At 72.4% G+C, this 19,733-nt stretch carries 20 protein-coding genes; 6 read left to right on the top strand and 14 right to left on the bottom strand.

Features of this window, described 5'->3' with window-relative positions; all coding sequences use genetic code 11:
* Positions 1–10 precede the first annotated feature (10 nt).
* The gene (locus ABZ840_RS11010; RefSeq protein ID WP_361556772.1) at positions 11–649 is read right to left on the bottom strand and encodes a VTT domain-containing protein; all 639 of its coding nucleotides are present in this window, start codon (positions 647–649) and stop codon (positions 11–13) included.
* Positions 650–959: 310 nt separating this feature from the next.
* Between ABZ840_RS11010 and ABZ840_RS11005 the strand changes: the two genes are divergently transcribed.
* Positions 960–1,556 (top strand): superoxide dismutase family protein, encoded by a 597-nt coding sequence (locus ABZ840_RS11005; RefSeq protein WP_361556769.1) that lies wholly within the window; start codon positions 960–962, stop codon positions 1,554–1,556.
* Between the two features lie 82 nt (positions 1,557–1,638).
* Here the strand turns inward: ABZ840_RS11005 and ABZ840_RS11000 are convergent, their stop codons facing one another.
* The 3 genes from ABZ840_RS11000 to ABZ840_RS10990 form a co-directional block, all read right to left on the bottom strand.
* Positions 1,639–2,112: a DoxX family protein gene (locus tag ABZ840_RS11000; RefSeq protein ID WP_361556766.1), complete on the bottom strand. Its 474-nt coding sequence runs from the start codon at positions 2,110–2,112 to the stop codon at positions 1,639–1,641.
* 201 nt (positions 2,113–2,313) lie between these two features.
* Positions 2,314–4,029: an alkaline phosphatase D family protein gene (locus ABZ840_RS10995; protein WP_361556763.1), complete on the bottom strand. Its 1,716-nt coding sequence runs from the start codon at positions 4,027–4,029 to the stop codon at positions 2,314–2,316.
* Between the two features lie 187 nt (positions 4,030–4,216).
* A complete protein-coding gene (locus ABZ840_RS10990; RefSeq protein ID WP_361556760.1) occupies positions 4,217–4,861 on the bottom strand; it encodes an HNH endonuclease family protein in 645 nt (214 codons plus the stop codon).
* A 227-nt stretch (positions 4,862–5,088) separates the two neighbouring features.
* Between ABZ840_RS10990 and ABZ840_RS10985 the strand changes: the two genes are divergently transcribed.
* On the top strand, positions 5,089–5,847 hold the full coding sequence (locus ABZ840_RS10985; RefSeq protein WP_361556757.1) for an ABC transporter permease: 759 nt from the start codon (positions 5,089–5,091) through the stop codon (positions 5,845–5,847).
* Between the two features lie 180 nt (positions 5,848–6,027).
* Complete coding sequence (locus tag ABZ840_RS10980) at positions 6,028–6,609, top strand: TMEM165/GDT1 family protein (protein WP_361556754.1); 582 nt, start codon at positions 6,028–6,030, stop codon at positions 6,607–6,609.
* Positions 6,610–6,680: 71 nt separating this feature from the next.
* On the opposite strand, the gene ABZ840_RS10975 is transcribed toward ABZ840_RS10980, so the two are convergent.
* Both ABZ840_RS10975 and ABZ840_RS10970 read right to left on the bottom strand, forming a co-directional pair.
* Positions 6,681–7,343 carry an HAD-IA family hydrolase gene (locus ABZ840_RS10975; RefSeq protein WP_361556751.1) on the bottom strand — a complete coding sequence of 221 codons (663 nt, stop codon included), beginning with the start codon at positions 7,341–7,343 and terminating at the stop codon, positions 6,681–6,683.
* A gap of 172 nt (positions 7,344–7,515) precedes the next feature.
* Entirely contained in the window at positions 7,516–8,583 is a 1,068-nt protein-coding gene (locus tag ABZ840_RS10970; RefSeq protein ID WP_361556748.1) for a peptidoglycan-binding domain-containing protein, read from the bottom strand.
* 210 nt (positions 8,584–8,793) lie between these two features.
* Between ABZ840_RS10970 and ABZ840_RS10965 the strand changes: the two genes are divergently transcribed.
* Entirely contained in the window at positions 8,794–10,854 is a 2,061-nt protein-coding gene (locus ABZ840_RS10965; RefSeq protein ID WP_361556745.1) for an MFS transporter, read from the top strand.
* Positions 10,855–10,932: 78 nt separating this feature from the next.
* Here the strand turns inward: ABZ840_RS10965 and ABZ840_RS10960 are convergent, their stop codons facing one another.
* The 7 genes from ABZ840_RS10960 to ABZ840_RS10930 all read right to left on the bottom strand — a co-directional run bounded on the left by ABZ840_RS10960 (position 10,933) and on the right by ABZ840_RS10930 (position 16,746).
* A complete protein-coding gene (locus tag ABZ840_RS10960; RefSeq protein ID WP_361556742.1) occupies positions 10,933–11,259 on the bottom strand; it encodes an antibiotic biosynthesis monooxygenase in 327 nt (108 codons plus the stop codon).
* Positions 11,260–11,391: 132 nt separating this feature from the next.
* On the bottom strand, positions 11,392–12,732 hold the full coding sequence (gene proP, locus ABZ840_RS10955) for a glycine betaine/L-proline transporter ProP (RefSeq protein WP_361557731.1): 1,341 nt from the start codon (positions 12,730–12,732) through the stop codon (positions 11,392–11,394).
* Positions 12,733–13,216: 484 nt separating this feature from the next.
* Positions 13,217–13,903 (bottom strand): hypothetical protein, encoded by a 687-nt coding sequence (locus ABZ840_RS10950; protein ID WP_361556739.1) that lies wholly within the window; start codon positions 13,901–13,903, stop codon positions 13,217–13,219.
* Positions 13,900–14,067, bottom strand: coding sequence for a hypothetical protein (locus ABZ840_RS10945; RefSeq protein ID WP_361556736.1), 168 nt, complete (start codon positions 14,065–14,067; stop codon positions 13,900–13,902). The genes ABZ840_RS10950 and ABZ840_RS10945 overlap by 4 nt, the downstream gene beginning before the upstream one ends.
* A 54-nt stretch (positions 14,068–14,121) precedes the next feature.
* Positions 14,122–14,601 (bottom strand): DUF6114 domain-containing protein, encoded by a 480-nt coding sequence (locus ABZ840_RS10940; RefSeq protein ID WP_361556733.1) that lies wholly within the window; start codon positions 14,599–14,601, stop codon positions 14,122–14,124.
* Positions 14,592–15,212, bottom strand: coding sequence for a DUF6230 family protein (locus ABZ840_RS10935; protein ID WP_361556730.1), 621 nt, complete (start codon positions 15,210–15,212; stop codon positions 14,592–14,594). The genes ABZ840_RS10940 and ABZ840_RS10935 overlap by 10 nt, the downstream gene beginning before the upstream one ends.
* 301 nt (positions 15,213–15,513) lie before the next feature.
* The gene (locus tag ABZ840_RS10930) at positions 15,514–16,746 is read right to left on the bottom strand and encodes a cytochrome P450 (RefSeq protein WP_361556727.1); all 1,233 of its coding nucleotides are present in this window, start codon (positions 16,744–16,746) and stop codon (positions 15,514–15,516) included.
* A 253-nt stretch (positions 16,747–16,999) separates the two neighbouring features.
* Between ABZ840_RS10930 and ABZ840_RS10925 the strand changes: the two genes are divergently transcribed.
* Both ABZ840_RS10925 and ABZ840_RS10920 read left to right on the top strand, forming a co-directional pair.
* Complete coding sequence (locus tag ABZ840_RS10925) at positions 17,000–18,169, top strand: steroid 3-ketoacyl-CoA thiolase (RefSeq protein WP_361556724.1); 1,170 nt, start codon at positions 17,000–17,002, stop codon at positions 18,167–18,169.
* Positions 18,170–18,251: 82 nt separating this feature from the next.
* Positions 18,252–18,857, top strand: a complete 606-nt coding sequence (locus ABZ840_RS10920; protein WP_361556721.1) for a DinB family protein — start codon at positions 18,252–18,254, stop codon at positions 18,855–18,857.
* Between the two features lie 57 nt (positions 18,858–18,914).
* On the opposite strand, the gene ABZ840_RS10915 is transcribed toward ABZ840_RS10920, so the two are convergent.
* A complete protein-coding gene (locus ABZ840_RS10915; protein WP_361556718.1) occupies positions 18,915–19,361 on the bottom strand; it encodes a transglycosylase SLT domain-containing protein in 447 nt (148 codons plus the stop codon).
* Between the last annotated feature and the right edge of the window lie 372 nt (positions 19,362–19,733).

Here is a 19,733-nt window from a genome sequence, read left to right as displayed (position 1 = left end):
CTTCGGGTGGTTACCCGGAGTGCGCCGCGCCGCGCTCCGGCCGGCGCATCACGTACAGCGCGGCGGAGCCGGCGGCGAAGAGGGCGAAGACCGAGACGGCCGTGCTGAACCAGGTCGCGCCGAGCAGATGGCCCCCGAAGTAGCCCAGGGTCACGCTGTACGCGGCCCAGGCCACGCCGGCCAGCATCGACCAGGGCAGGAACTCGCGGACGGTGCGGTGTGCGACGCCGGCGCCGAGGCTGACCACGGAGCGCCCGGCGGGTGCGAACCGGGCGAGGACGACCACGATCCCGCCGCCCCGCGTGAGCGCGGTGCCGAGACGTTCCTGCGCCGCGGCCAGGCGGCGGGAGCGGGCGATGGCGCGGTCGAAGCGGTCGCCGCCGCGCCAGGCCAGCCGGTACGCGGCCAGGTCGCCGAGGACGGAGGCGGTCGCGGCGCACAGCGCGAGCGCGAACAGATCGGCCACGGCCGAGCCCCCGCTCATCGACGGGACGCCGACGGTGGCGGTGCGGGTGCCGGCGGCGGTCGCCGCGGCGATGAGCAGCACGCCACTGGGGAGGAACGGCACGAAGACGTCGAGGAGAACACACAGCCCGACGATCAGATGAATCCACGGGGGGTCCGCCAGCGCCCCCAGACTTTCCAGCACCTCGTCACTCCAAGTCGTCCCCGGCCGCGACGTCGCATGGCAGCGGCAGGGGCGGCTTGTCGCTCGTACAGCCATACAGCGTACGCCTGACATGTCCTGAGATCGGGCCGCAGAGCCTCAGGTGTTGTCCGAATCACGCGTTTCCTGCCAGGCAGATCGCCTGCTGGGCTACACGGTGGGCCGCCCGGGGGCCCGCGTGCGGCGCCCGCCCGGCGGTCGGCACGGCTCGCGCGACGGCCGGCCGGCGGAGACGGTGAGGTCATGGCGCGCGTCGCGCGCTTCGGTTACGGGGAGTGACGAGGAGACGAGTATGGCGGCAGGAATCCTGACGGGAGCGGCGACGGCGCTGCTCATGGCGGTGCCCGTCGTGGCGGCGCCCGCGTACGGCGGCACGCCCGGCGGCGGAGACCTCGTGGTGGGGAAGGAGAGCCGGTTCGCCCCGGTGTCGAAGTTCGATCCGTCGAACGCGGTCACGTACGACACGAAGAAGGTGCCGGCCAAGGCGCGGATCGTGGTCGCGCAGTGGAAGAACGATCACGGGATGACCATCCGGCTGAAGGTGAAGGGGCTGCAGCCCCATCGCACCTACGGCTCGCACGTGCACACCAAGCCGTGCGGTCAGAAGCCGGACGACTCCGGGCCGCACTACCAGAACCGGAAGGACCCGCGTCAGCCGTCCACCGACCCGAAGTACGCCAACCCGGAGAACGAGGTCTGGCTGGACTTCACCACGGATTCCGACGGCGACGCCTCGGTGTCGTCGAAGCACTCGTGGTGGTTCCGGCAGGGCGAGGCGCGGTCCGTGGTGATCCACGACCACAAGACCCACACCGGGCACGGCCACGCGGGCATGGCGGGCGACCGGCTGGGCTGCCTCACGGTGCCGTTCGAGCACGCGGCGAAGTAGCGGGGCCGGGAACGACCTGAGGGCCGCCGGGACGGGCGGCCCTCAGGGCTGAGCGGAGAGCGGGTGGAGTCCGCGCGGCGGGTCAGGCCGCGCTGGGCTCCCGGGCGGGTGCCGCCGGAGCGCCGGCGTCCTCGCCGCGGTCGCCGGAGCCGAAGAGGACCCCGTCCAGGGCCCACGCGCCGGGGCCGGTGAAGACCAGCAGGAGGAAGGCCCAGGAGAACATCGCGGAGGGCTCCCCGCCGTTCTGGATCGGCCACAGCGCCTCGCCCTGGTGGACGGAGAAGTACGCGTACGCCATGGAGCCGGAGCTGATCAGGGCGGCGGTGCGGGTGCCCAGGCCGAGCAGGACCAGCAGGCCGCCGACGAGCTGGATGACGGCCGCGTACCAGCCGGGCCAGGCGCCGGTGGGGACGGTGCCGCCGCCGGCCGCGCCGCCGAGCACGCCGAAGAGCGACGCGGCGCCGTGGCAGGCGAAGAGGAGGCCGGTGACGACGCGGAAGAGTGCTGTGGCGTGCGGTCGGCTGCGTTCGGTGAACGCCGAGAGGGAAGCGGGCATGACAAGACTCCTGCGGTCGGGGACGGAACCGAGAGGCCTGAAGGTTAGGCGTGCCTTATTCGTGCTTGCAAGTTCAAGTGTTTTCGGGCCGCTTGGTCTGAACCAATGACGCGCCCGTCACCATGGTCCAGACCAATGCGGTCGTCAAGGGGGTGCGCAGCCCCCGGTTTTCCCGCGTGCCGCTCCCGGTTTCCCCGGGGATCACGTCAGCGAGCGCTCCAGCACCCGCTCCAGACGCGCCATCCGGCCCGGTGCCGGCCGCCGCCGCCCGGCGCGCCGATCGTCCGCGCGGGCCTGGTCCAGGCTCAGCCGGGCGTCCCGGCCCCGCAGGGTCAGCGTCATCAGCTGATTGCCGAACCACGGCCCGCCGGTGCGCCGCCAGGACACCGGCGGCCGGCCGGCCGCCACGTGCCGGGCGAGCGCGTGCCCCAGCCACCGGCCCACCCGGCTCCAGCCGAACCGGAAGCCCACCCGCATGGCCGCCGGAATGCTGTTGTGCACCGGCGAGCAGGTCAGCTGGAGGACCCGGCCCGCCGGCTCCTCGCCCGCCGGCCAGTGCGGCTCGGCGATGTACGCGTGGTGCACGTCCCCGGACAGCACACACACCGTCGCGGGCGCCTCCGGGCCGGAAGCCGCCTCCGAGAGCAGCTCGGCCAGCGCCGCGAACGACTCGGGGAACGCGGCCCAGTGCTCCAGGTCGGCCCGCTGCCGCAGCGCCTCGCCGCGCCGCGCCCAGCGCGGGCCGCGGGCTCCGCGGCACAGCGCCGCGTTCCACACCTCCGCGTCGTGCACCAGGTGGGGCAGCAGCCAGGGCAGTGAGCTGCCGATCAACAGGTGGTCGTAGCTGCCGGGCGCGTCCAGCACCTCCTGCCGCACCCACTTCGCCTCCGCCGCGTCGAGCATCGCGCGGCGGCCCTCGTCCAGGACGCGGGTGGCGCGGGTGTCGATCATGACCAGGCGCACCCGCCCGAAGTCGCGCCGGTAGCTCCAGCGCGCGCAGGTGGGGTCGGCGTCCGCGGCGGCGGCGAAGGCGCGTACCGGTTCGGTGCCGTCGGCCGCGGTCCGCACGCGTGCGTACAGCTCGTCGCGCGCCAGGTCGGCGGGGGAGAGGTTCCCGAGGTGCTGGTGGACCCAGTACGACATCAGGCCGCCGAGGATCCGGTCGCGCCACCACGGGGTCGCGCGCATCCGGGCCTGCCAGGCGGCCGAGGTGTTCCAGTCGTCGATCACGTCGTGGTCGTCGAAGATCATGCAGCTGGGGACCGTGGAGAGCAGCCAGCGCACCTCCGGGTCCAGCCAGGACTCGTCGTAGAGGTGGGTGTACTCCTCGTAGTCCGCGACCTGCGTCCACGGCGGCTGCGAGGTGTCCCGGCGGCGGGCCAGCAGGGCGGCGGTCGCCTCGGAGGTCTGGTCGGCGTACACCTGGTCGCCGAGCAGCAGCAGGACGTCGGGGCGGGGGCGGTCCGGATCGCGGGCGAGCGTGGCGGCGAGGGTGTCCAGCGCGTCCGGCCCCACCGGGTCGTGGCTGTCGCCCGGAATGCCCGGCACGGCCGCCAGGTGGCTCCTGCTCCCGGAGGGCGGGGCCGCCCAGCGGCAGGAGCCGAAGGCCACCGCGAGCGGGCCCCGCCCCTCGGGCGGCAGCGTGCGGATGACGGACGGCGGGTACGGGCTGTCCGGCAGCGGCCAGACCTGCTCACCGTCCAGCAGCACCCGGTAGGGCGTCTCGTCGCCCGGCGTCAGGCCCTCGACGGGGACCAGCGCGTAGTGGTGCCCGGCGACCTGCCAGGTCCGGTCGGTGCCGGTGGCGCCGCTGCCGCAGGCCACGGTCACCTCGCACGGCGCTTCGGTCTCCATCCACACCGTCGCGCTGTCCTCGTCCACGTAGCGCAGCAGCGGTCCGAGCCGCAGTCCGGTCATCGCGGTCCTCCCTCGCGCGGGCCGGTGCCCGCACCTCAGTACGGGCAGCCGCCCGCGCCTCGGGTCCGAGGATAGGAGGAGCGCACGGGCTTCCCGGCGGGACCCGGGCCGCGGCGGGAAAGCGGGGCGGGCGGCTCCGCGGGCATGGGGTGGAGAGCGGAACCGCCCGGGCGGGTGGGGCGCCGGGTCAGCAGCCGTCCAGGATCTTCTTCAGCGCGGCCTTCTCGGCGGAGTCGGCGGTCATGCCGTACTCGTGCTTGACCCACACCCACATCCGCGCGTACTCGCAGTGGAAGGAGGTCTTCGGCGGCAGCCACTCGGCCGGGTCCTGGTCGCCCTTGGACTGGTTCACGTTGTCGGTGACCGCGAGCAGCTGGGCGTGCGTGAGGTCGTTGGCGAGCTGCTCGCGGCGGTCCGTGGTCCAGTCGGCGGCGCCGGACTTCCACGCCTCGGAGAGCGGCACCATGTGGTCGATGTCCACGTCGGAGGTCTGCGTCCAGGTCTCGCCGTCGTACGGGGAGGTCCACGAGCCGCTGGTCGCGGCGCAGCTGCCGTCGGTCTCGACGTCCTTGCCGTCGCGCTTGAGGACGACCTCGCGGGTGTTGCAGCTGTCGCCCTGGTCGCTCCAGTGCGGGAACTTGTCGCGGCTGTAGCCGTCCTGCGATCCCTCGGCCTGCTCCTTGATCTCGCCGAGATAGGTACGGGCGGTGGCGGCGCTGGGCGGCGCGGGCGGCGCGGCCTGGGCGGACTGGCCGCTGAACAGCAGCGTGCAGACGAGCGCGGCGGCCGAGCCGGCGGCGAGTGACACGCGACGCGCGTAGACCTTGGACATCGGAACTCCCGTTGGTGTGGGGGGTGAGGAAGTCGTGATCGGTCGGGCCGGCCGGTCGGGGTGACCGGCCGGGCCACACGATGGCGCGTGGGGGTTGCCGCCGTGTGGGCTCCAGGTAACAGAGTGACGACATGCTCACGTCAGATCAAGAGGTGACGCGCCGCCAGAACTCCTCGAACTCGCGTCCGTTGAGCCCACTCCCGGCTCCGCAGTCCTAAGGTGATCGTGTGCTGTTGCCGGTGAACGTCACCCTCGGGGTCGTGCTCGCGGTGCTGCTCGCCGCCGCCGTGACGGTAGCCGCGCTGTGCCGGCTGGACCACGCCCGGGACATCGCCGTCGCCGGGCTCCGCGCCGCCGCCCAGCTCGCCGCCGTCTCCTTCCTCATCGGCTGGGTGATCCGCGCCGTCCCCCTGCTGGTCTGCTTCCTGCTGCTGATGTTCCTGGTGGCGGTGCGTACGGCGGGCCGCCGGATCACCCGCAACCGCACCTGGTGGTGGGCCGCCGCGCCGATCGCCGCCGGGGTGCTGCCGGTGGTCGCCGCGCTGCTGCTGACCGGCCTGGTGCCGCCGCGCGGGGTCACCCTCATCCCCGTGACCGGCATCCTCATGGGCGGCGCGCTCACCGCCACCGTGCTCGGCGGGCGGCGCGCGCTGGACGAGCTGGAGACGCGGCACGGGGAGCTGGAGGCGGGGCTCGCGCTGGGGCTGCCGGACCGGGAGGCGCGGCTGGAGGTGGCCCGGCCGGTCGTCTCCGAGGCGCTGCTGCCGGGGCTGGACCAGACCCGGACGGTGGGGCTCGTCACACTGCCGGGGGCGTTCGTCGGCATGCTGCTGGGCGGCGCGTCGCCCGTTCAGGCGGGTGCGGTGCAGCTTTTCGTCCTGGTGGCCCTGCTCGCCGTGCAGGCGGTCGCGGTGGCGGTGGTACTGGAGCTGGTCGCGTGCGGACTGCTGCACCGCGTACCCTTGATCCCAGCAGAAGGGGAGTAGCTCTTCGCCGGACCGTCGACATACTGCGCGCTCTTGCAGCGCGCCGGCGCCCGGAGCGTACGGATTCCGTCCGTACGCCAGCGAGACCTTCGGCCGCAGTGTCCGACGCTGCCGTGCCGAAGCGACCCCTTTTCCCGGGCCCCTTTCGGTGCGGCCCTATCGAACGAGGTATTCCACCCCGTGATCAGCTTCTCCGTCGCAGCCGTCGTCTTCGGCGTCGTCTTCCTCGCCGAGCTGCCCGACAAGACCGCACTCGCCGGGCTGATGCTCGGCACGCGCTATCGCGCTTCCTACGTCTTCGCGGGCGTCGCCGCGGCCTTCGTCGTGCACGTCGCGCTCGCCATCGCCGCCGGCAGCGTGCTCACGCTGCTGCCGCACCGCCTGGTCCAGGCGATCGTCGGCGTGCTCTTCCTCGCCGGCGCCGCCGTCCTGCTGTTCAAGAAGGACGACGACGAGGAAGAGGTGAAGAAGCCCGCCGACCAGAGCTTCTGGAAGGTCTCCGGGGCCGGCTTCATGATGATCCTGGTCGCGGAGTTCGGCGATCTGACCCAGATCATGACCGCGAACCTCGCGGCCCGCTACGGCGACCCGGTCTCCGTCGGCATCGGCGCCGTGCTCGCCCTGTGGGCGGTGGCCGCGCTGGGCATCCTGGGCGGCCGCACCCTGATGCGGTTCGTGCCGCTGAAGCTCATCACGAAGGTCGCGGCCTGCGTGATGATCGTGCTCGCCGGGTTCAGCCTGTACGAGGCGATCGCGGGCTGAGCGCCTGGACAGCGACGAGGGGCCCCACCCGTACGGGTGGGGCCCCTCGTGGTTCCCGGCGTGGTGTGTGCTCAGGCGGTGATGTGCAGCCGTACGCCGCCCTCGGCGAGCGGCTCGACGCGCAGCTGCGTCAGGTCGTCCACCTGCACGGTCGGTCCGAAGGCCGCGGCCCGGTCGCCGACGCCCACGACGCGCATCCCGGCGGCCAGGCCGGCCTGGATGCCCGCCTCGGAGTCCTCGAAGACGAGGCAGTCCTCGGGGGCGAAGCCCAGCTCGGCGGCGCCCTTGAGGAAGCCCTCCGGGTCCGGCTTGCTGGCGCTCACGGACTCGGCGGTAATCCGTACGCGGGGCATCGGCAGCCCGGCGGCGCCCATCCGGGCCTCGGCCAGCGGCACGCTCGCGGAGGTCACCAGGGCGTGCGGCACGGCGGCGATCGCGGTCATGAAGGCGGGCGCGCCGGGCACCGGCACGACACCGTCGGTGTCCGCGGTCTCCTGCTCCAGCATGCGCCGGTTGTCCTCGAGGTTCTGCTCCATCGGGCGGTCGGGGAGCAGCGCGGCCATGGTGGCCCAGCCCTGGCGGCCGTGCACGACCTTCAGCACCTCGTCGGCGTCCATGCCCTGCTCGGCGGCCCAGCGGCGCCAGCAGCGCTCGACGACCGCCTCGGAGTTGACGATGGTGCTGTCCATGTCGAGGAGCAGGGCGCGGGCGGTGAGGGTGCGGGTTGCCGTCATCGGCGGACTCCTGTGCTGGAGTGGTGGGACAAGAGCGGCCCCGCCCGCCGGTCAGGGGAAGCGGGCGGAACCACTTTGTTCATCCACGATACAAAGCGGTCCGGCCACACGCCAAGCCCCCCTGGTCAGCAGGCCAGGGGGGCGCGGTGATAAAGGGGGCGAACGGGGCAGGTCAGGGCTCGTCCGTGAGGAACTCCAGAGAGGTGCGGGTCGCGGATCCGTAGACGCCGTACGGGTCCTCGGTCTCGCCGTACGTCCGCTGGTACCTCGCCACGGAGGCCGCCACCCCGGCGTCGTACCGGCCGTCGGCGGGCCCGGCGTACAGCTTCAGCTGCGCGAGCCGCCGCTGCAGCTCCACCACCTCGGGGCCGCTCGAACCCTCCGACACTACGGCCGGGCCGGTGTCCGAGCCCGTGCGGAAGCGGCGGGCCTCCTCGCGCGTGCGCTCGGCGGAGCGCGTCGTCGGCGCGTCCGGCGGGCGGGTGAACGGCGTCTCGGCGGCGCTGGCGGCGGCCCGTGCGCCGGGCAGTCGCGTGGCCGAGCGGGACGCCGTGCCCGGGTCCGTCGGCCGGGCCTCGGCGGCCCCGTCGGGCAGATCGGCGACGGGGCGCTCGCCGCGGTCGGCGAGCACGTCGCCGGCACCGCCCCCCGCGTGCAGCTCGCCCCCGAAGAGTGCGGCGCAGACCGAACCGGCCGCCGCGGTGACCATCAGCCCGGCCAGCAGCACCGGGCGCCTGCGCCGCTCCGGCTCGGACCGGTCACCCGCCTGCCCGAGGTCCCCGCCCGGCGGGTCCATGAACGCCACCGGCCCCGCGAGCGGCAGCCCGTCGGGGCGCCGGCCCGGCGACTGCCGGTGGCCCGGTCCGGGCCCCTCCCCGCCGCTCTGTGGCGCGTACAGCGGGAGGTACGGCGCCGCGGCGGGCGGCTCGTGGGCCGCGGGTAACTCCCCGAGGGGCGTGGCGGGCGGCTGCGCCGTGCGGGGCGGGGCGTACGGGGGCCGGGGCACCCGGACGTACGAAGGCGGGGGAAACGCCGGCGGGCCGTAGGCGCGCACCGTGAAGGCCCGCGGCTTGCGGGGCGGGTGCTGCGGATCGTCGGGATCGGGCGCGTCCGGCAAGGAGACGTACGGCCGGATGTGCAGCGGGTCGAAGTCCTGGGCGGCCGCCTGCTCGCACCGGCAGCCGGGGCGGCCGCCGGTCCGAGCGGGGGCTAAGCAGGTCGGGCAGTTCCTGGCCGTCACGCGCGGTCCCCTCCCTAGTCTCGGCTGCGATTATGCATATGCCGTCGCCTCCTGCACAGGGCCCCAGGACGTGAAGAAGCGGAGTACGACACATCGCTCAACGTGTCATAGCGGGGCAAAATGAGCGGGACGGGAGTGCGGCTCCGCTCCCGGCCGCGGTCCGGAGCCCCGCCCCGCTCCTCGTCGCGGTACCGACGTAAGGAGACGTCCATGGCGCAGGACACCGGTGCTCCCGCCGTCCCCGCCGAGGCCCGGCCGCAGCGGACCGTGCTGGTCGCGATCGGCGCGCTGCTGCTCGGCATGCTGATCGCGGCGCTCGACCAGACCATCGTCTCGACGGCGCTGCCCACGATCGTCAGCGAACTGGGCGGCCTGGACCACCTCTCCTGGGTGGTCACCGCCTACCTCCTGGCGTCCACGGCGGCCACCCCGCTGTGGGGCAAGCTCGGCGACCAGTACGGCCGCAAGAAGCTCTTCCAGACCGCCATCGTGATCTTCCTGATCGGCTCCGTGCTCTGCGGCATCGCGCAGAACATGCCGCAGCTCATCGCCTTCCGCGCGATCCAGGGCCTGGGCGGCGGCGGACTGATGGTGCTGTCGATGGCGATCGTCGGCGACATCGTGCCGCCCCGCGACCGCGGCCGGTACCAGGGCCTCTTCGGTGCGGTCTTCGGCGCGACGAGCGTGCTGGGGCCGCTGCTCGGCGGGCTCTTCGTGGACCACCTCAGCTGGCGCTGGGTCTTCTACATCAACCTGCCCATCGGCGCGGTCGCCCTGATCGTCATCGCCGCCGTGCTGCACATCCCGTCGAGCCGCACCCCGCACCGCATCGACTACCCCGGCACCGCCCTGATCGCCGCGGTCGCCGCCTGCTTCGTGCTGATGACCTCGCTCGGCGGCGTCAGCTACCCGTGGGGCTCCTGGCAGATCATCGGCCTCGGCGTGCTCGGCGTCCTGCTCCTCGTCGCCTTCGTCCTGGTCGAACGGCGGGCCGCGGAGCCCGTCCTGCCGCTGCGCCTCTTCACCGGCCGTACGTTCGCGCTCTGCTCGGCGATCGGCTTCGTCATCGGCTTCGCGATGTTCGGCGCGATGACGTACCTGCCGACGTTCCTCCAGGTCGTGCACGGGGTCTCGCCGACCATGTCCGGCGTGCACATGCTGCCGATGGTCATCGGCATGCTGCTCTCCTCCACGGTCTCCGGCCAGCTGGTCAGCCGGACCGGGCGCTACAAGATCTTCCCGATCGCCGGCACCGGCGTCACCGCCGTGGGCCTGCTGCTCCTGCACAACCTCGACCGGTCCAGCGGCGTCGCCGAGATGAGCGGCTACTTCTTCGTCTTCGGCCTCGGGCTCGGCCTGGTCATGCAGGTACTGGTGCTCATCGTGCAGAACGCCGTGCCCTACGCCGACCTGGGCGTCGCCACCTCGGGGGCCACGTTCTTCCGCTCGATCGGCGCGTCCTTCGGCGTCTCGATCTTCGGCACGATCTTCGCGAACATGCTCGGCCCGCGGATCGCCGACGCGCTCGCCGGCCGCCGCCTCCCGCCGGGCGTCGACCCGGGCAAGCTGGCCGAGGACCCGCGCGCGGTGTCGCAGCTGCCGCCCGGCGAGGCCTCCGGCGTGCTGGACGCCTACGCGACCTCGATCACCAACGTCTTCCTCTACGCGGTGCCCGTCGTCCTGCTCGCCTTCGTGCTGGCCTGGCTGCTCAAGGAGGAGCCGCTGCGGGGCTCGGTGACGGCCCCGGACACCACCGAGGTGCTGTCCTCGAACCCCGTCGAACGGTCCTCGCACGACGAGTGCGCCCGCGCCCTGTCCAAGCTGGGCTCCCTGGAGGGCCGCAAGAAGCTCTACGAGACGATCACCGCGCGGGCCGGGTGCGACCTGAGGCCGGCGGCGAGCTGGATGGTGCTGCGGATGTACCGGTACGGCTCCGTGGAGCCCGCACTGCTCGCCGAGCGCAGCGCCGTACCCCTCGGTGTGATCTCCGAGGCCACCCGGCAGCTGGAGGCACGGGGGCTCGCCGAGCGGCAGGGCATGCCGATGGTGCTCACCGAGGCGGGGCGGCGGGTCGCGCACCGGCTCGCGGCCGCCCGCCAGGAGACCCTCGCCGAGCTGCTCGGCGACTGGTGGACCGAGGACCGCCCCACGGACCTCACCGAACTGGTCCAGCAGCTGACAGCGGAGCTGGGCGGCTCGGACGGTGAATGCCCGCGCAACGGCGACGCCCGGCCCGTACAGCGCCGCCCGGCGGGCCCGCGCCCGGTATGAGAATGCGGGCCGCGGCCGCTCACCCGGAGCGCCGTGACCCGCGCGGGTGCCCGGCGGTGGCCGGGCGGTCGTACCGGCTCAGGCGGTCTTCGGGGCGGCCTGCTGGACGACGTCGAAGGACCAGACGGTGGAGCCGGAGGCGGCCGGCTTCGGCCGCTCGCCGCCCTCGCCGCCGCCCTGGTGCGCGGCCTTCATCGGGCCCTCCATCCACGCCTGGAAGGCCTCCTCGTCCCGCCAGCGGGTGTAGACGAGGTACTGGTCGGTGCCCTCGACCGGGCGCAGCAGCTCGAACCACGCGAAGCCGTCCGAGGACTCCACCGCGCCGGCGCGGGAGGCGAAGCGCTTCTCCAGCACCTCGCGCTGCTCCTCGGGGACGGTCAGCACATTGATCTTCACGATGCTCATGCCGCCATCCTGCCGCATCGCGCCGGACGGCCCCCGGGCGGCCCGGGCACGGATCCGGACAGGACAGTTACGACACAGCCCCCTGCTGCGGAGCAGGGGGCCTCGTCGGGCAGTCGCGCGTGCGCGGCGGGGTCAGGCCGCCTTGCTCAGCTCGCGGGCCTCGGCCTCGCTGGCCACCGCGGGCTTGGAGCCCGGCAGCGGCCGGCCGGCGCTCTCGGACATCTTCCACACCGCGATACCGCCGATGACGCCGGCCGCCATCATGTAGTACGCGGGCATCATCTTGTCGCCGGTGGCGCCGATGAGGGCCGTCACGACCAGCGGGGTGGTACCGCCGAAGAGCGAGACGGAGACGTTGAAGCCGATGGAGAGCGAGCCGTAGCGGACCTTCGTCGGGAAGAGCGCGGGCAGCGTGGACGGCATCGTCGAGGTGAAGCAGACCAGCAGCAGGCCGAGCGCGGCCATGCCCAGGCCGATCGCGGCCAGCGAGCCCTGGCGGATCAGCAGCAGCGCCGGGACGGACAGGACGAAGAAGCCGATGCAGCCGACGGCGATCACCGGGCGGCGGCCGAAGCGGTCGGAGGCGCGGCCCGCGAACGGCTGGACGCACATCATCACGGCCATCACGGCCAGCACGACCAGCAGGCCGTGGGTCTCGTCGTACTTCAGCTCCGAGGTCAGGTAGCTGGGCATGTACGACAGCAGCATGTAGTCGGTGACGTTGAAGACCAGGACCAGGCCGATGCAGAGCAGCATCGCGCGCCACTGGCCGACGATCATCTCGCGCAGGCCGGTCTTCTTCTCGGCGGTGCGGCGCTGCTTCTCCTGCTCCGCCGCCTCCTTCTCCATCGCGGCGAAGGCCGGGGTCTCCTCCAGGCGCATCCGCAGGTAGAGGCCGATGATGCCCATCGGGCCCGCGATCAGGAACGGGATCCGCCAGCCCCAGGAGATGAGGTCGTCATGGCTGAGCAGCGCGGTCATCAGGGTGACCAGGCCGGCGCCGCCGATGTAGCCGGCGAGCGTGCCGAACTCCAGCCAGCTGCCGAAGAAGCCGCGCTTCTTGTCGGGCGAGTACTCGGCGATGAAGGTGGAGGCGCCGCCGTACTCACCGCCGGTGGAGAAGCCCTGCACCAGGCGGGCGATCAGCAGCAGGACGGGGGCCCAGACGCCGATGGCGGCGTACGAGGGGATCAGGCCGATCGCGAAGGTGCCGATCGCCATCATGATCATGGTGATGGCGAGGACCTTCTGGCGTCCGATACGGTCGCCGAGCGGACCGAAGACCATGCCGCCGATGGGCCTTACGAGGAACGCCGCGGCGAACGCTCCGAACGTCGACAGCAACTGCGCGGTCGGATTCCCGGACGGGAAGAACACCTGTCCGAGGGTGACCGCGATGTAGCTGTAGACGCCGAAGTCGAACCACTCCATCGCGTTGCCGAGCGCGGCCGCCGAGACCGCTCGCTTGGCCATGGCCGGGTCGACGACCGTGGCACCGTGCCGCTCCTCGCTGGAAGGAGCCCGGTCTTTCGCACGGGCACCGGGGCCCGGGGCGACGGAGGTGTGCGTCGGCACGTGTTCGCTCGCCTGCGCTCTCTGGGACGACTGCATTGCAAAGCCCGCCGGGCCACCGACGGGCGAATGTCGACCTTAGGGGCAGAACGGATCGTCACGGAAGGTGTTCGTCCGTATACGGGAAGGGGGTGAAACCCCCTCGTTGCAGGGGCGATGCGGCGGACAGAACGGACACGGAAAAAGTATTCCTGTGATCCTTATCGCTGCGATCACGTGCAACTGAGGGCCCTGATGTGACCCATCCCACGTGACGGCGCGGCATTCCGGGGAACGCCGCGCCGTCGGATCGTCGCCCGTCCAGCATCCGTCCGGCGGCTCCGCGGCGCCACTCGGACGGATGTGGACCGGCACGTCGGGACGGCCGGTGCGGGCGGCCGCTCGGTCAGCCGGTGACGGTGATCTGCGACGCCGGGTCCGTCGTGTCGGACACCGCGTACGTGGCGCCGAACGTCGAGGCCGTCGCGCTCGTCGGGCAGCCGAAGCCGCCGGTGACGGTCACCGGCACCGAGGCGCCGGAGAAGGTGAGCGTGGACGGCGCGCCGTTGGTCCAGCTGCCGTTGACGGTGGCCGGGCCGCTGGGTGCCGCCGTGACCGTGCAGGTGGCGAGGCCGCTGGTCTTCACGACGACACCGCCCTGCGGAATGTTCATCACGGCGGTGCTGGGCGAGCCGTTCTGCATGGACACGCCCCACGCGCCGCTGGTGGTGACGGTGGCGCTGACGCCCGGCATGCTCGTCGTGCACGAACCGTACGTGGGCGCGCTGATCGTGCTGGACACCGGTCCGGCGTCGTTGTGGTTGCCGGGAGCGGCCGGCACCTGGCCGGTGGAGTTGGACGCCGAGCAGGTCACGGTCACCGAACCGGCCTTGAAGGTGGCCTTGCCGGTGAGCTTCGCGGCGAAGGCGTGGCCCGCGGGGGTGACGGTGGTGGAGCCGGCGGCCACGCCCGGGGCGGGCGCTGCCGCGGTGGCGGGTGCGGTGACGGCCAGGCAGAGTGCGCCCGCCGCCGCGACGCCGGTGCCGGCGGCGAGCAGCGTACGGGCATGCGTACGGGGTCTGAGCTGCATCATCGAGGGGTCTCCTTGCGGTTGCCGTTGCGGGTGATCGAGTGATCGTGCGGTACCGGTACGGAGTGCTGGTGGTGCAGGCGGTACTGGTGGTGCATCAGTGCTCGTGGTGCTGGTGGTGCGTCGGTGTGCTGTGAGGTGCGGTGGTGCAGGGCGTCCTCGGCCACGGCCGAGGCGGCCGAGGACGCCGTTCTTGGGAGGGGCGGCAGAGCCGCCGCGCGCTAGACGGCCGGGCCCGCGGCCGTGGGCGCGCCGCCGGCGGCCGTGCCCGCCGGCGAGGGACCGTCGGCGGCCGGTTCCGGCTCCGGGACGGGCTGCCACGCGAACATCAGGGCGCCGCCGAGGATGCCGAGCACGGTGCCGATGAAGAAGCCGCCGAGGTTGGACATGACCAGCGCGGCGGCCGCCATCAGGACGGTCAGTACGCCGGCCAGCCCGCGGTAGTGCGGCGCGAACCAGGCGGTCAGGCCCATCACGATCATCACCAGGCCCATCAGCACGGACGGGATGCCGGCGATGCCCTGCTGGAGCATGACCTTCAGCGGGGCCAGCGGGATCACGCAGATCTCCAGGCCCGCCAGGACCGTGGCCAGCCCGCCCCAGAAGGGCCGCGCCTTGCGCCAGCGCCACCAGGCGGAGCGGGGCCGCCGCGCATCGCCCCGCGCTGCCCGGCGGCCGCCCGCGCGCCGGGTCAGAAGCATTCCTTCTTGCCCTTGCTGATCTTCATGCTCAGGCCGGAGAGCTTGAAGGTGCCGGCGTTGGTCGCCCACGCGGTCTGCTTCAGGTCGGTGATGTTCACGTCGTCGGCCTGCTGGGCGAAGGCGTCCTGCATGCCCTGCGCCTCGGCCGGGCCCTTGTCCAGCGTGGAGGCGTCCCGGCCGATCTCGATGTTGTTGAACGAGGCGTTGCCCGAGAGCTGGGTGGCGTCGACGTAGAGGTTCTTGGCCTCGACGGGCTTGCCGCCCTTGCCCGCGGTCAGGTTCAGCGAGATGTTGCCCAGTACGGGCAGCTTGGTGACCACCGACTGGCAGAGGTTGTTCAGCTCCGCCTGCTTGATGGCGGTCACCGCGACCGGAAGCAGCTCACCGCGTGCGTTGGCGTCCACCCCGCCGTACTGCGCGAAGCCGTCCCCCTTGAGGCTGCTCGCCGAGACCTTGAACTGCTGGCCCGAGACGGCGAACGAGGCCGCCAGCGCGCCGTTGCCCAGGGCGATGGCCAGGGCCGCCGTGCCCGCGAAGGCCGGGACGGCCAGCACGGCGAACTTCCGTGCGCTGACCCGTCCCGTGACCGGTCTGCCGTGTGCGTCTTTCATGGCTGCTGTCCCCTTCGATGCGTGGATCGATAGCTGGCTCATCGACCGGCGACGCGTCGGCCCGGGAGCGGCCGGCGCAGGGCTGATCGATGCGTGGGGGGCGAACGAGGCGCGTGGGGGGGCGGACGCAGCGGGTCGTGGCCGCGTGCCGAGTGTTACCGCCGGTGTTACCGACGAGTTGAGTTGAATGTAAGTGCGCCAGTGGGGGTTGGCAAGGTTCCGGGTCGGGCGGTTTTCCGCCAAAAGGAAAGACGGTGGCCACCGGGGGTCCGGTGGCCACCGCCCTTGCGGGGCCCGGGAGTTACCCGTAGCTGACCCGCAGCTCCTTCACGCCGTTCAGCCACGCCGAACGCAGCCGCCGCGGGTCGCCGCTGAGCGCGATGTCCGGTACGGCGTCGGCGATGGCGTTGAAGATCAGGTCGATCTCCAGCACGGCCAGCGACTTGCCCAGGCAGAAGTGCGGGCCGCCGCCCCCGAAGCCCAGGTGCGGATTGGGGTCACGGGTGATGTCGAAGTCCTCGGGCCGGTCGAACACCTCGGGGTCGTTGTTGGCCGACGCGTAGAAGATGCCGACCCGCTGGCCCTCCTTGATGTGCGCGCCGCCCAGCTCCGTGTCCTGGGTGGCGGTGCGCTGGAAGGAGACCACGGGCGTCGCCCAGCGCACGATCTCCTCGGCGGCGGTCGAGGGGCGCTCCCGCTTGTACAGCTCCCACTGCTCGGGGTGGGTGAGGAAGGCGTGCATCCCGTGCGTGATGGCGTTGCGCGTGGTCTCATTGCCCGCCACCGCCAGCAGCAGGACGAAGAAGCCGAACTCGTCACTGCCCAGGTTCCCCTCGTCCTCCGCCGCCACCAGCGCGCTGACGATGTCCTTCGCCGGGCACTCCTTGCGCGCCGCCGCGAGGTTCATGGCGTACGAGATCAGCTCCATCGCCGCGTTGACGCCGACCTCTTCGGTGATCGCCAGCTCGGGATCGTCGTACGCGACCATCTTGTTGGACCAGTCGAAGATCCTGGAGCGGTCCTCCTGCGGGATGCCGATCAGCTCCGCGATGGCCTGGAGCGGCAGCTCGCAGGCGATGTCGGTGACGAAGTCGCCGCGGCCGTTCTTCTTCGCCTCCGCGACGATCCGGCCGGCCCGGTCGCGCAGCGCGTCCTCCAGGGCGCGGATGGAGCGGGGGGTGAAGCCGCGCTGGACGATCTGCCGGACCCGGGTGTGCTCGGGCGGGTCCATGTTCAGCATGATCAGCTTCTGTACGTCGATCTGGTCGCGGGTCATGGACTCGTTGAAGCGGATGATCGAGGTGTTGCGGTGCGCCGAGAAGACATCGGGCCGGGTGGAGACCTCCTTGACGTCCGCGTGCCGGGTCACCACCCAGTAGCCGTCGTCCCCGAAGCCCGCGATGTTGTGCGGCTGGGCGTTCCACCACACGGGCGCGGTCCGCCGCAGCTGGGCGAATTCGGGGAGGGGTACGCGGTCTCGGTAGACGTCGGGGTCGGTGAAGTCGAACCCGTCGGGCAGCGCTGGACAAGGCATCGGCGTCTCCAGGTCCGTCTCTCCGGCTTCGGCGGCCGGTTCTCCCGTACTCCTGACGGGCCATCAGAAGATGTCGCGAAGGTAGTAACGAGTTCTACAAGTGGCAAGGCTCACGCGGGAAATACTTGCGAATACGGTCGGCGCAGCACTCTTGCGCGGGCGCGTGAGGCTCGTGAGACTGGGCGCGGAACTAGAACGCGTACTAGTTCTGCCCGGGTGCCGGGCCGCCCGGACAGCCAGGAGAGGACGAGTCATGGCCGCTGAACCCGTCATCGTCGAAGCCGTCCGCACCCCGATCGGCAAGCGCGGAGGCGCGCTCGCCAACCTCCACCCCGCCTACCTACTGGGCGAGACGTACCGCGAACTCCTGGAGAGAACGGGCATCCAGCCGGACTGCGTCGAGCAGATCGTCGGCGGCACGGTCACCCACGCCGGCGAACAGTCCATGAACCCCGCCCGCAACGCCTGGCTCGCGGTCGGCCTGCCGTACGAGACCGCCGCCACCACCGTCGACTGCCAGTGCGGCTCCTCTCAGCAGGCCAACCACATGGTCGCCAACATGATCGCGGCCGGCGTCATCGACGTGGGCATCGGCTGCGGCGTCGAGGCGATGTCCCGCGTCCCCCTGGGCAGCGGCTCCAAGCACGGCCCCGGCAAGCCCTTCCCCGACGAGTGGCACGTCGACCTGCCCAACCAGTTCGAGGCCGCCGAACGCATCGCCCGCAAACGCGGCCTGACCCGCGAGAACGTCGACGCACTGGGCCTGATCTCCCAGGAACGGGCGGCGCAGGCCTGGGCCGAGGAACGCTTCAAACGCGAGACCTACGCGGTCCAGGTGCCCACCACCGAGGAGGAACAGGCCGCCGGGCAGGGCATGTGGCGGCTGGTCGACCACGACGAAGGGCTGCGCGACACGAGCATGGCGGCGCTCGCCGGCCTCAAGCCGGTCATGCCCACCGCCGTCCACACCGCGGGCAACTCCTCCCAGATCTCCGACGGCGCCGCCGCCGTCATGTGGGCGTCCAAGCGGATGGCCCGGGCCCTCAGGCTGAAGCCGCGGGCCCGCATCGTCGCCCAGGCCCTGGTCGGCGCCGACCCGCACTTCCACCTGGACGGACCGGTCGACGCGACCCGCGCGGTGCTCGGCAAGGCCGGCATGTCCCTGAAGGACATCGACCTCGTCGAGATCAACGAGGCCTTCGCCTCCGTCGTCCTGTCCTGGGCCCAGGTCTTCGAACAGGACCTGGAGAAGGTCAACGTGAACGGCGGCGCCATCGCCCTCGGCCACCCGGTCGGCGCCACCGGCGCCCGGCTCATCACCACGGCCCTGCACGAACTGGAGCGCAGGGACAAGGAATTCGCCCTGATCACCATGTGCGCGGGCGGCGCACTGGCAACCGGGACGATCATCCAGCGGCTGTGACGGCCCGGCCGGCGAGGGCGCGGACCCTGCCGCGCCGCGGCGGCCGGCGGCCATTGTCAGTGGCGCCTGTCACACTCCAGACATGACGACAGAACCGACGGGCGCGGCAGAGCCGGCGGACTCCACGGCTCCCGCAGCACCGCCCGCCATTCCCCCGGAGAACCTTCCGCCGGTCTGGGCGGGGCCCGAGGAGCGCCCCGCCCCGCCGCTGGTCGGGGACGAGCGGGAGATCCTCACCTCGTTCCTCGACTGGCACCGCAGGACCTTCGAGCTCAAGTGCGCCGGGATAGACGCCGATCGCCTGTCGGAGAAGAGCGTCCCGCCCTCCGGCCTCAGCCTGCACGGGCTGATCCGTCACCTCGCCGGCGTCGAGCACTGGTGGTTCCGCGTCCAGTTCGCGGGTGAGCGGGACGACTTCCCGTACTACTCCGACGACCACCCCGACCAGGACTTCGAGATGCTGGACGGGGACGCGGCGGAAGAGCTGGCGTTCTGGCGCGCCGAGTGCGCGCACTCCCGCAAGCTCGTCGCCGCCACGCCTTCGCTGGACGCCACGGGCACCCACGCGGCGAGCGGTCAGCCGGTCTCGCTCCGCCGCATCCTGGTCCACGTCATAGCCGAGTACGCCCGGCACAACGGCCATGCCGACCTGCTCCGCGAACGCCTCGACGGCGCGACCGGGGTCTAGGACCCGGGCCACGCCGCCGGCGGAAAGGGGGGAGCGGAGTCAGGACGCCGCTCGTGCTCAGTACCAGTTGTGGGACTGCCAGAAGGACCAGGCGCCGCAGGGGCTGCCGTAGCGCTCGTTCATGTAGTTCAGGCCCCATTTGACCTGGGTGGACGGGTTGGTCTTCCAGTCCGCGCCGGCCGAGGCCATCTTCGAGCCGGGCAGCGCCTGGACCAGGCCGTAGGCGCCGGAGGAGGCGTTGGAGGCCTGCGGGTCCCAGCCGCTCTCGCGCTCCACGATGTTGCTGAAGCACTGGTACTGGCGCTGGTCCGGGATCTGCTGGTGCGCCGCGGCCTGCGCCTCGCTCGCACCGGCCCGCTCGGCGGCGTGCGCCGGGGTCGCGGCGACGGCGGCGGTGGCGGCGCCGAGGGCCACGGCACCGGCGGCGGCAGCGCCCGCGGCGCGGCGACGGGTGACGAGACGGGGGGCGGTACGGCCGGCGGCAGAGGACACGGTGGACAGCACGGAGGGAGAACCTTCCGACGGGGGCACGGGGCGGGGTGCGTCGCCGGGCAGCGGTGAGGTTTGCGGACCCGGCGACCACTTCACCGTGCGAGGCGGTCGGGGGCACCCGCAACCACCCCCGGTACGTACGCGCTTCGTACCGGGCCGCGCGGCGGGGACCCGGGCCCCGGACCGGTCACCGGGCCGCAGCCCGCGCGCGGGACAGGGCGCGCAGGCGGGCAGGGGCCGCGCGGGGACCTGCTATCGCGCTTCGTATGTGACCAAGGTCCCTGTGCGTGGCTTCACAGAAAACGGGGTGGAGGGGGTGGGGCGGGGGAGGGGGGAGGGGGAGGGGGGAGGGGGCCCCACCCGAGGAGGGAAGGGAGGGGAGGG

The sequence above is a fragment of the Streptomyces sp. NPDC047117 genome (assembly GCF_040643545.1).
Classification (GTDB): domain Bacteria; phylum Actinomycetota; class Actinomycetes; order Streptomycetales; family Streptomycetaceae; genus Streptomyces.
The sequence above is the reverse complement of the archived record's forward strand: the minus strand, read 5'-3'. Positions and strand labels throughout refer to the sequence as shown.

Coding starts and splice junctions, on each gene's coding strand:
- ABZ840_RS11005 (WP_361556769.1), top strand. CDS start 960: ATGGCGGCAGGAATCCTGACGGGAGCGGCGACGGCGCTGCTCATGGCG.
- ABZ840_RS11000 (WP_361556766.1), bottom strand. CDS start 2,112: ATGCCCGCTTCCCTCTCGGCGTTCACCGAACGCAGCCGACCGCACGCC.
- ABZ840_RS10995 (WP_361556763.1), bottom strand. CDS start 4,029: ATGACCGGACTGCGGCTCGGACCGCTGCTGCGCTACGTGGACGAGGAC.
- ABZ840_RS10990 (WP_361556760.1), bottom strand. CDS start 4,861: ATGTCCAAGGTCTACGCGCGTCGCGTGTCACTCGCCGCCGGCTCGGCC.
- ABZ840_RS10975 (WP_361556751.1), bottom strand. CDS start 7,343: ATGACGGCAACCCGCACCCTCACCGCCCGCGCCCTGCTCCTCGACATG.
- ABZ840_RS10965 (WP_361556745.1), top strand. CDS start 8,794: ATGGCGCAGGACACCGGTGCTCCCGCCGTCCCCGCCGAGGCCCGGCCG.
- ABZ840_RS10960 (WP_361556742.1), bottom strand. CDS start 11,259: ATGAGCATCGTGAAGATCAATGTGCTGACCGTCCCCGAGGAGCAGCGC.
- proP (WP_361557731.1), bottom strand. CDS start 12,732: ATGGCCAAGCGAGCGGTCTCGGCGGCCGCGCTCGGCAACGCGATGGAG.
- ABZ840_RS10950 (WP_361556739.1), bottom strand. CDS start 13,903: ATGATGCAGCTCAGACCCCGTACGCATGCCCGTACGCTGCTCGCCGCC.
- ABZ840_RS10940 (WP_361556733.1), bottom strand. CDS start 14,601: ATGCTTCTGACCCGGCGCGCGGGCGGCCGCCGGGCAGCGCGGGGCGAT.
- ABZ840_RS10935 (WP_361556730.1), bottom strand. CDS start 15,212: ATGAAAGACGCACACGGCAGACCGGTCACGGGACGGGTCAGCGCACGG.
- ABZ840_RS10930 (WP_361556727.1), bottom strand. CDS start 16,746: ATGCCTTGTCCAGCGCTGCCCGACGGGTTCGACTTCACCGACCCCGAC.
- ABZ840_RS10925 (WP_361556724.1), top strand. CDS start 17,000: ATGGCCGCTGAACCCGTCATCGTCGAAGCCGTCCGCACCCCGATCGGC.
- ABZ840_RS10920 (WP_361556721.1), top strand. CDS start 18,252: ATGACGACAGAACCGACGGGCGCGGCAGAGCCGGCGGACTCCACGGCT.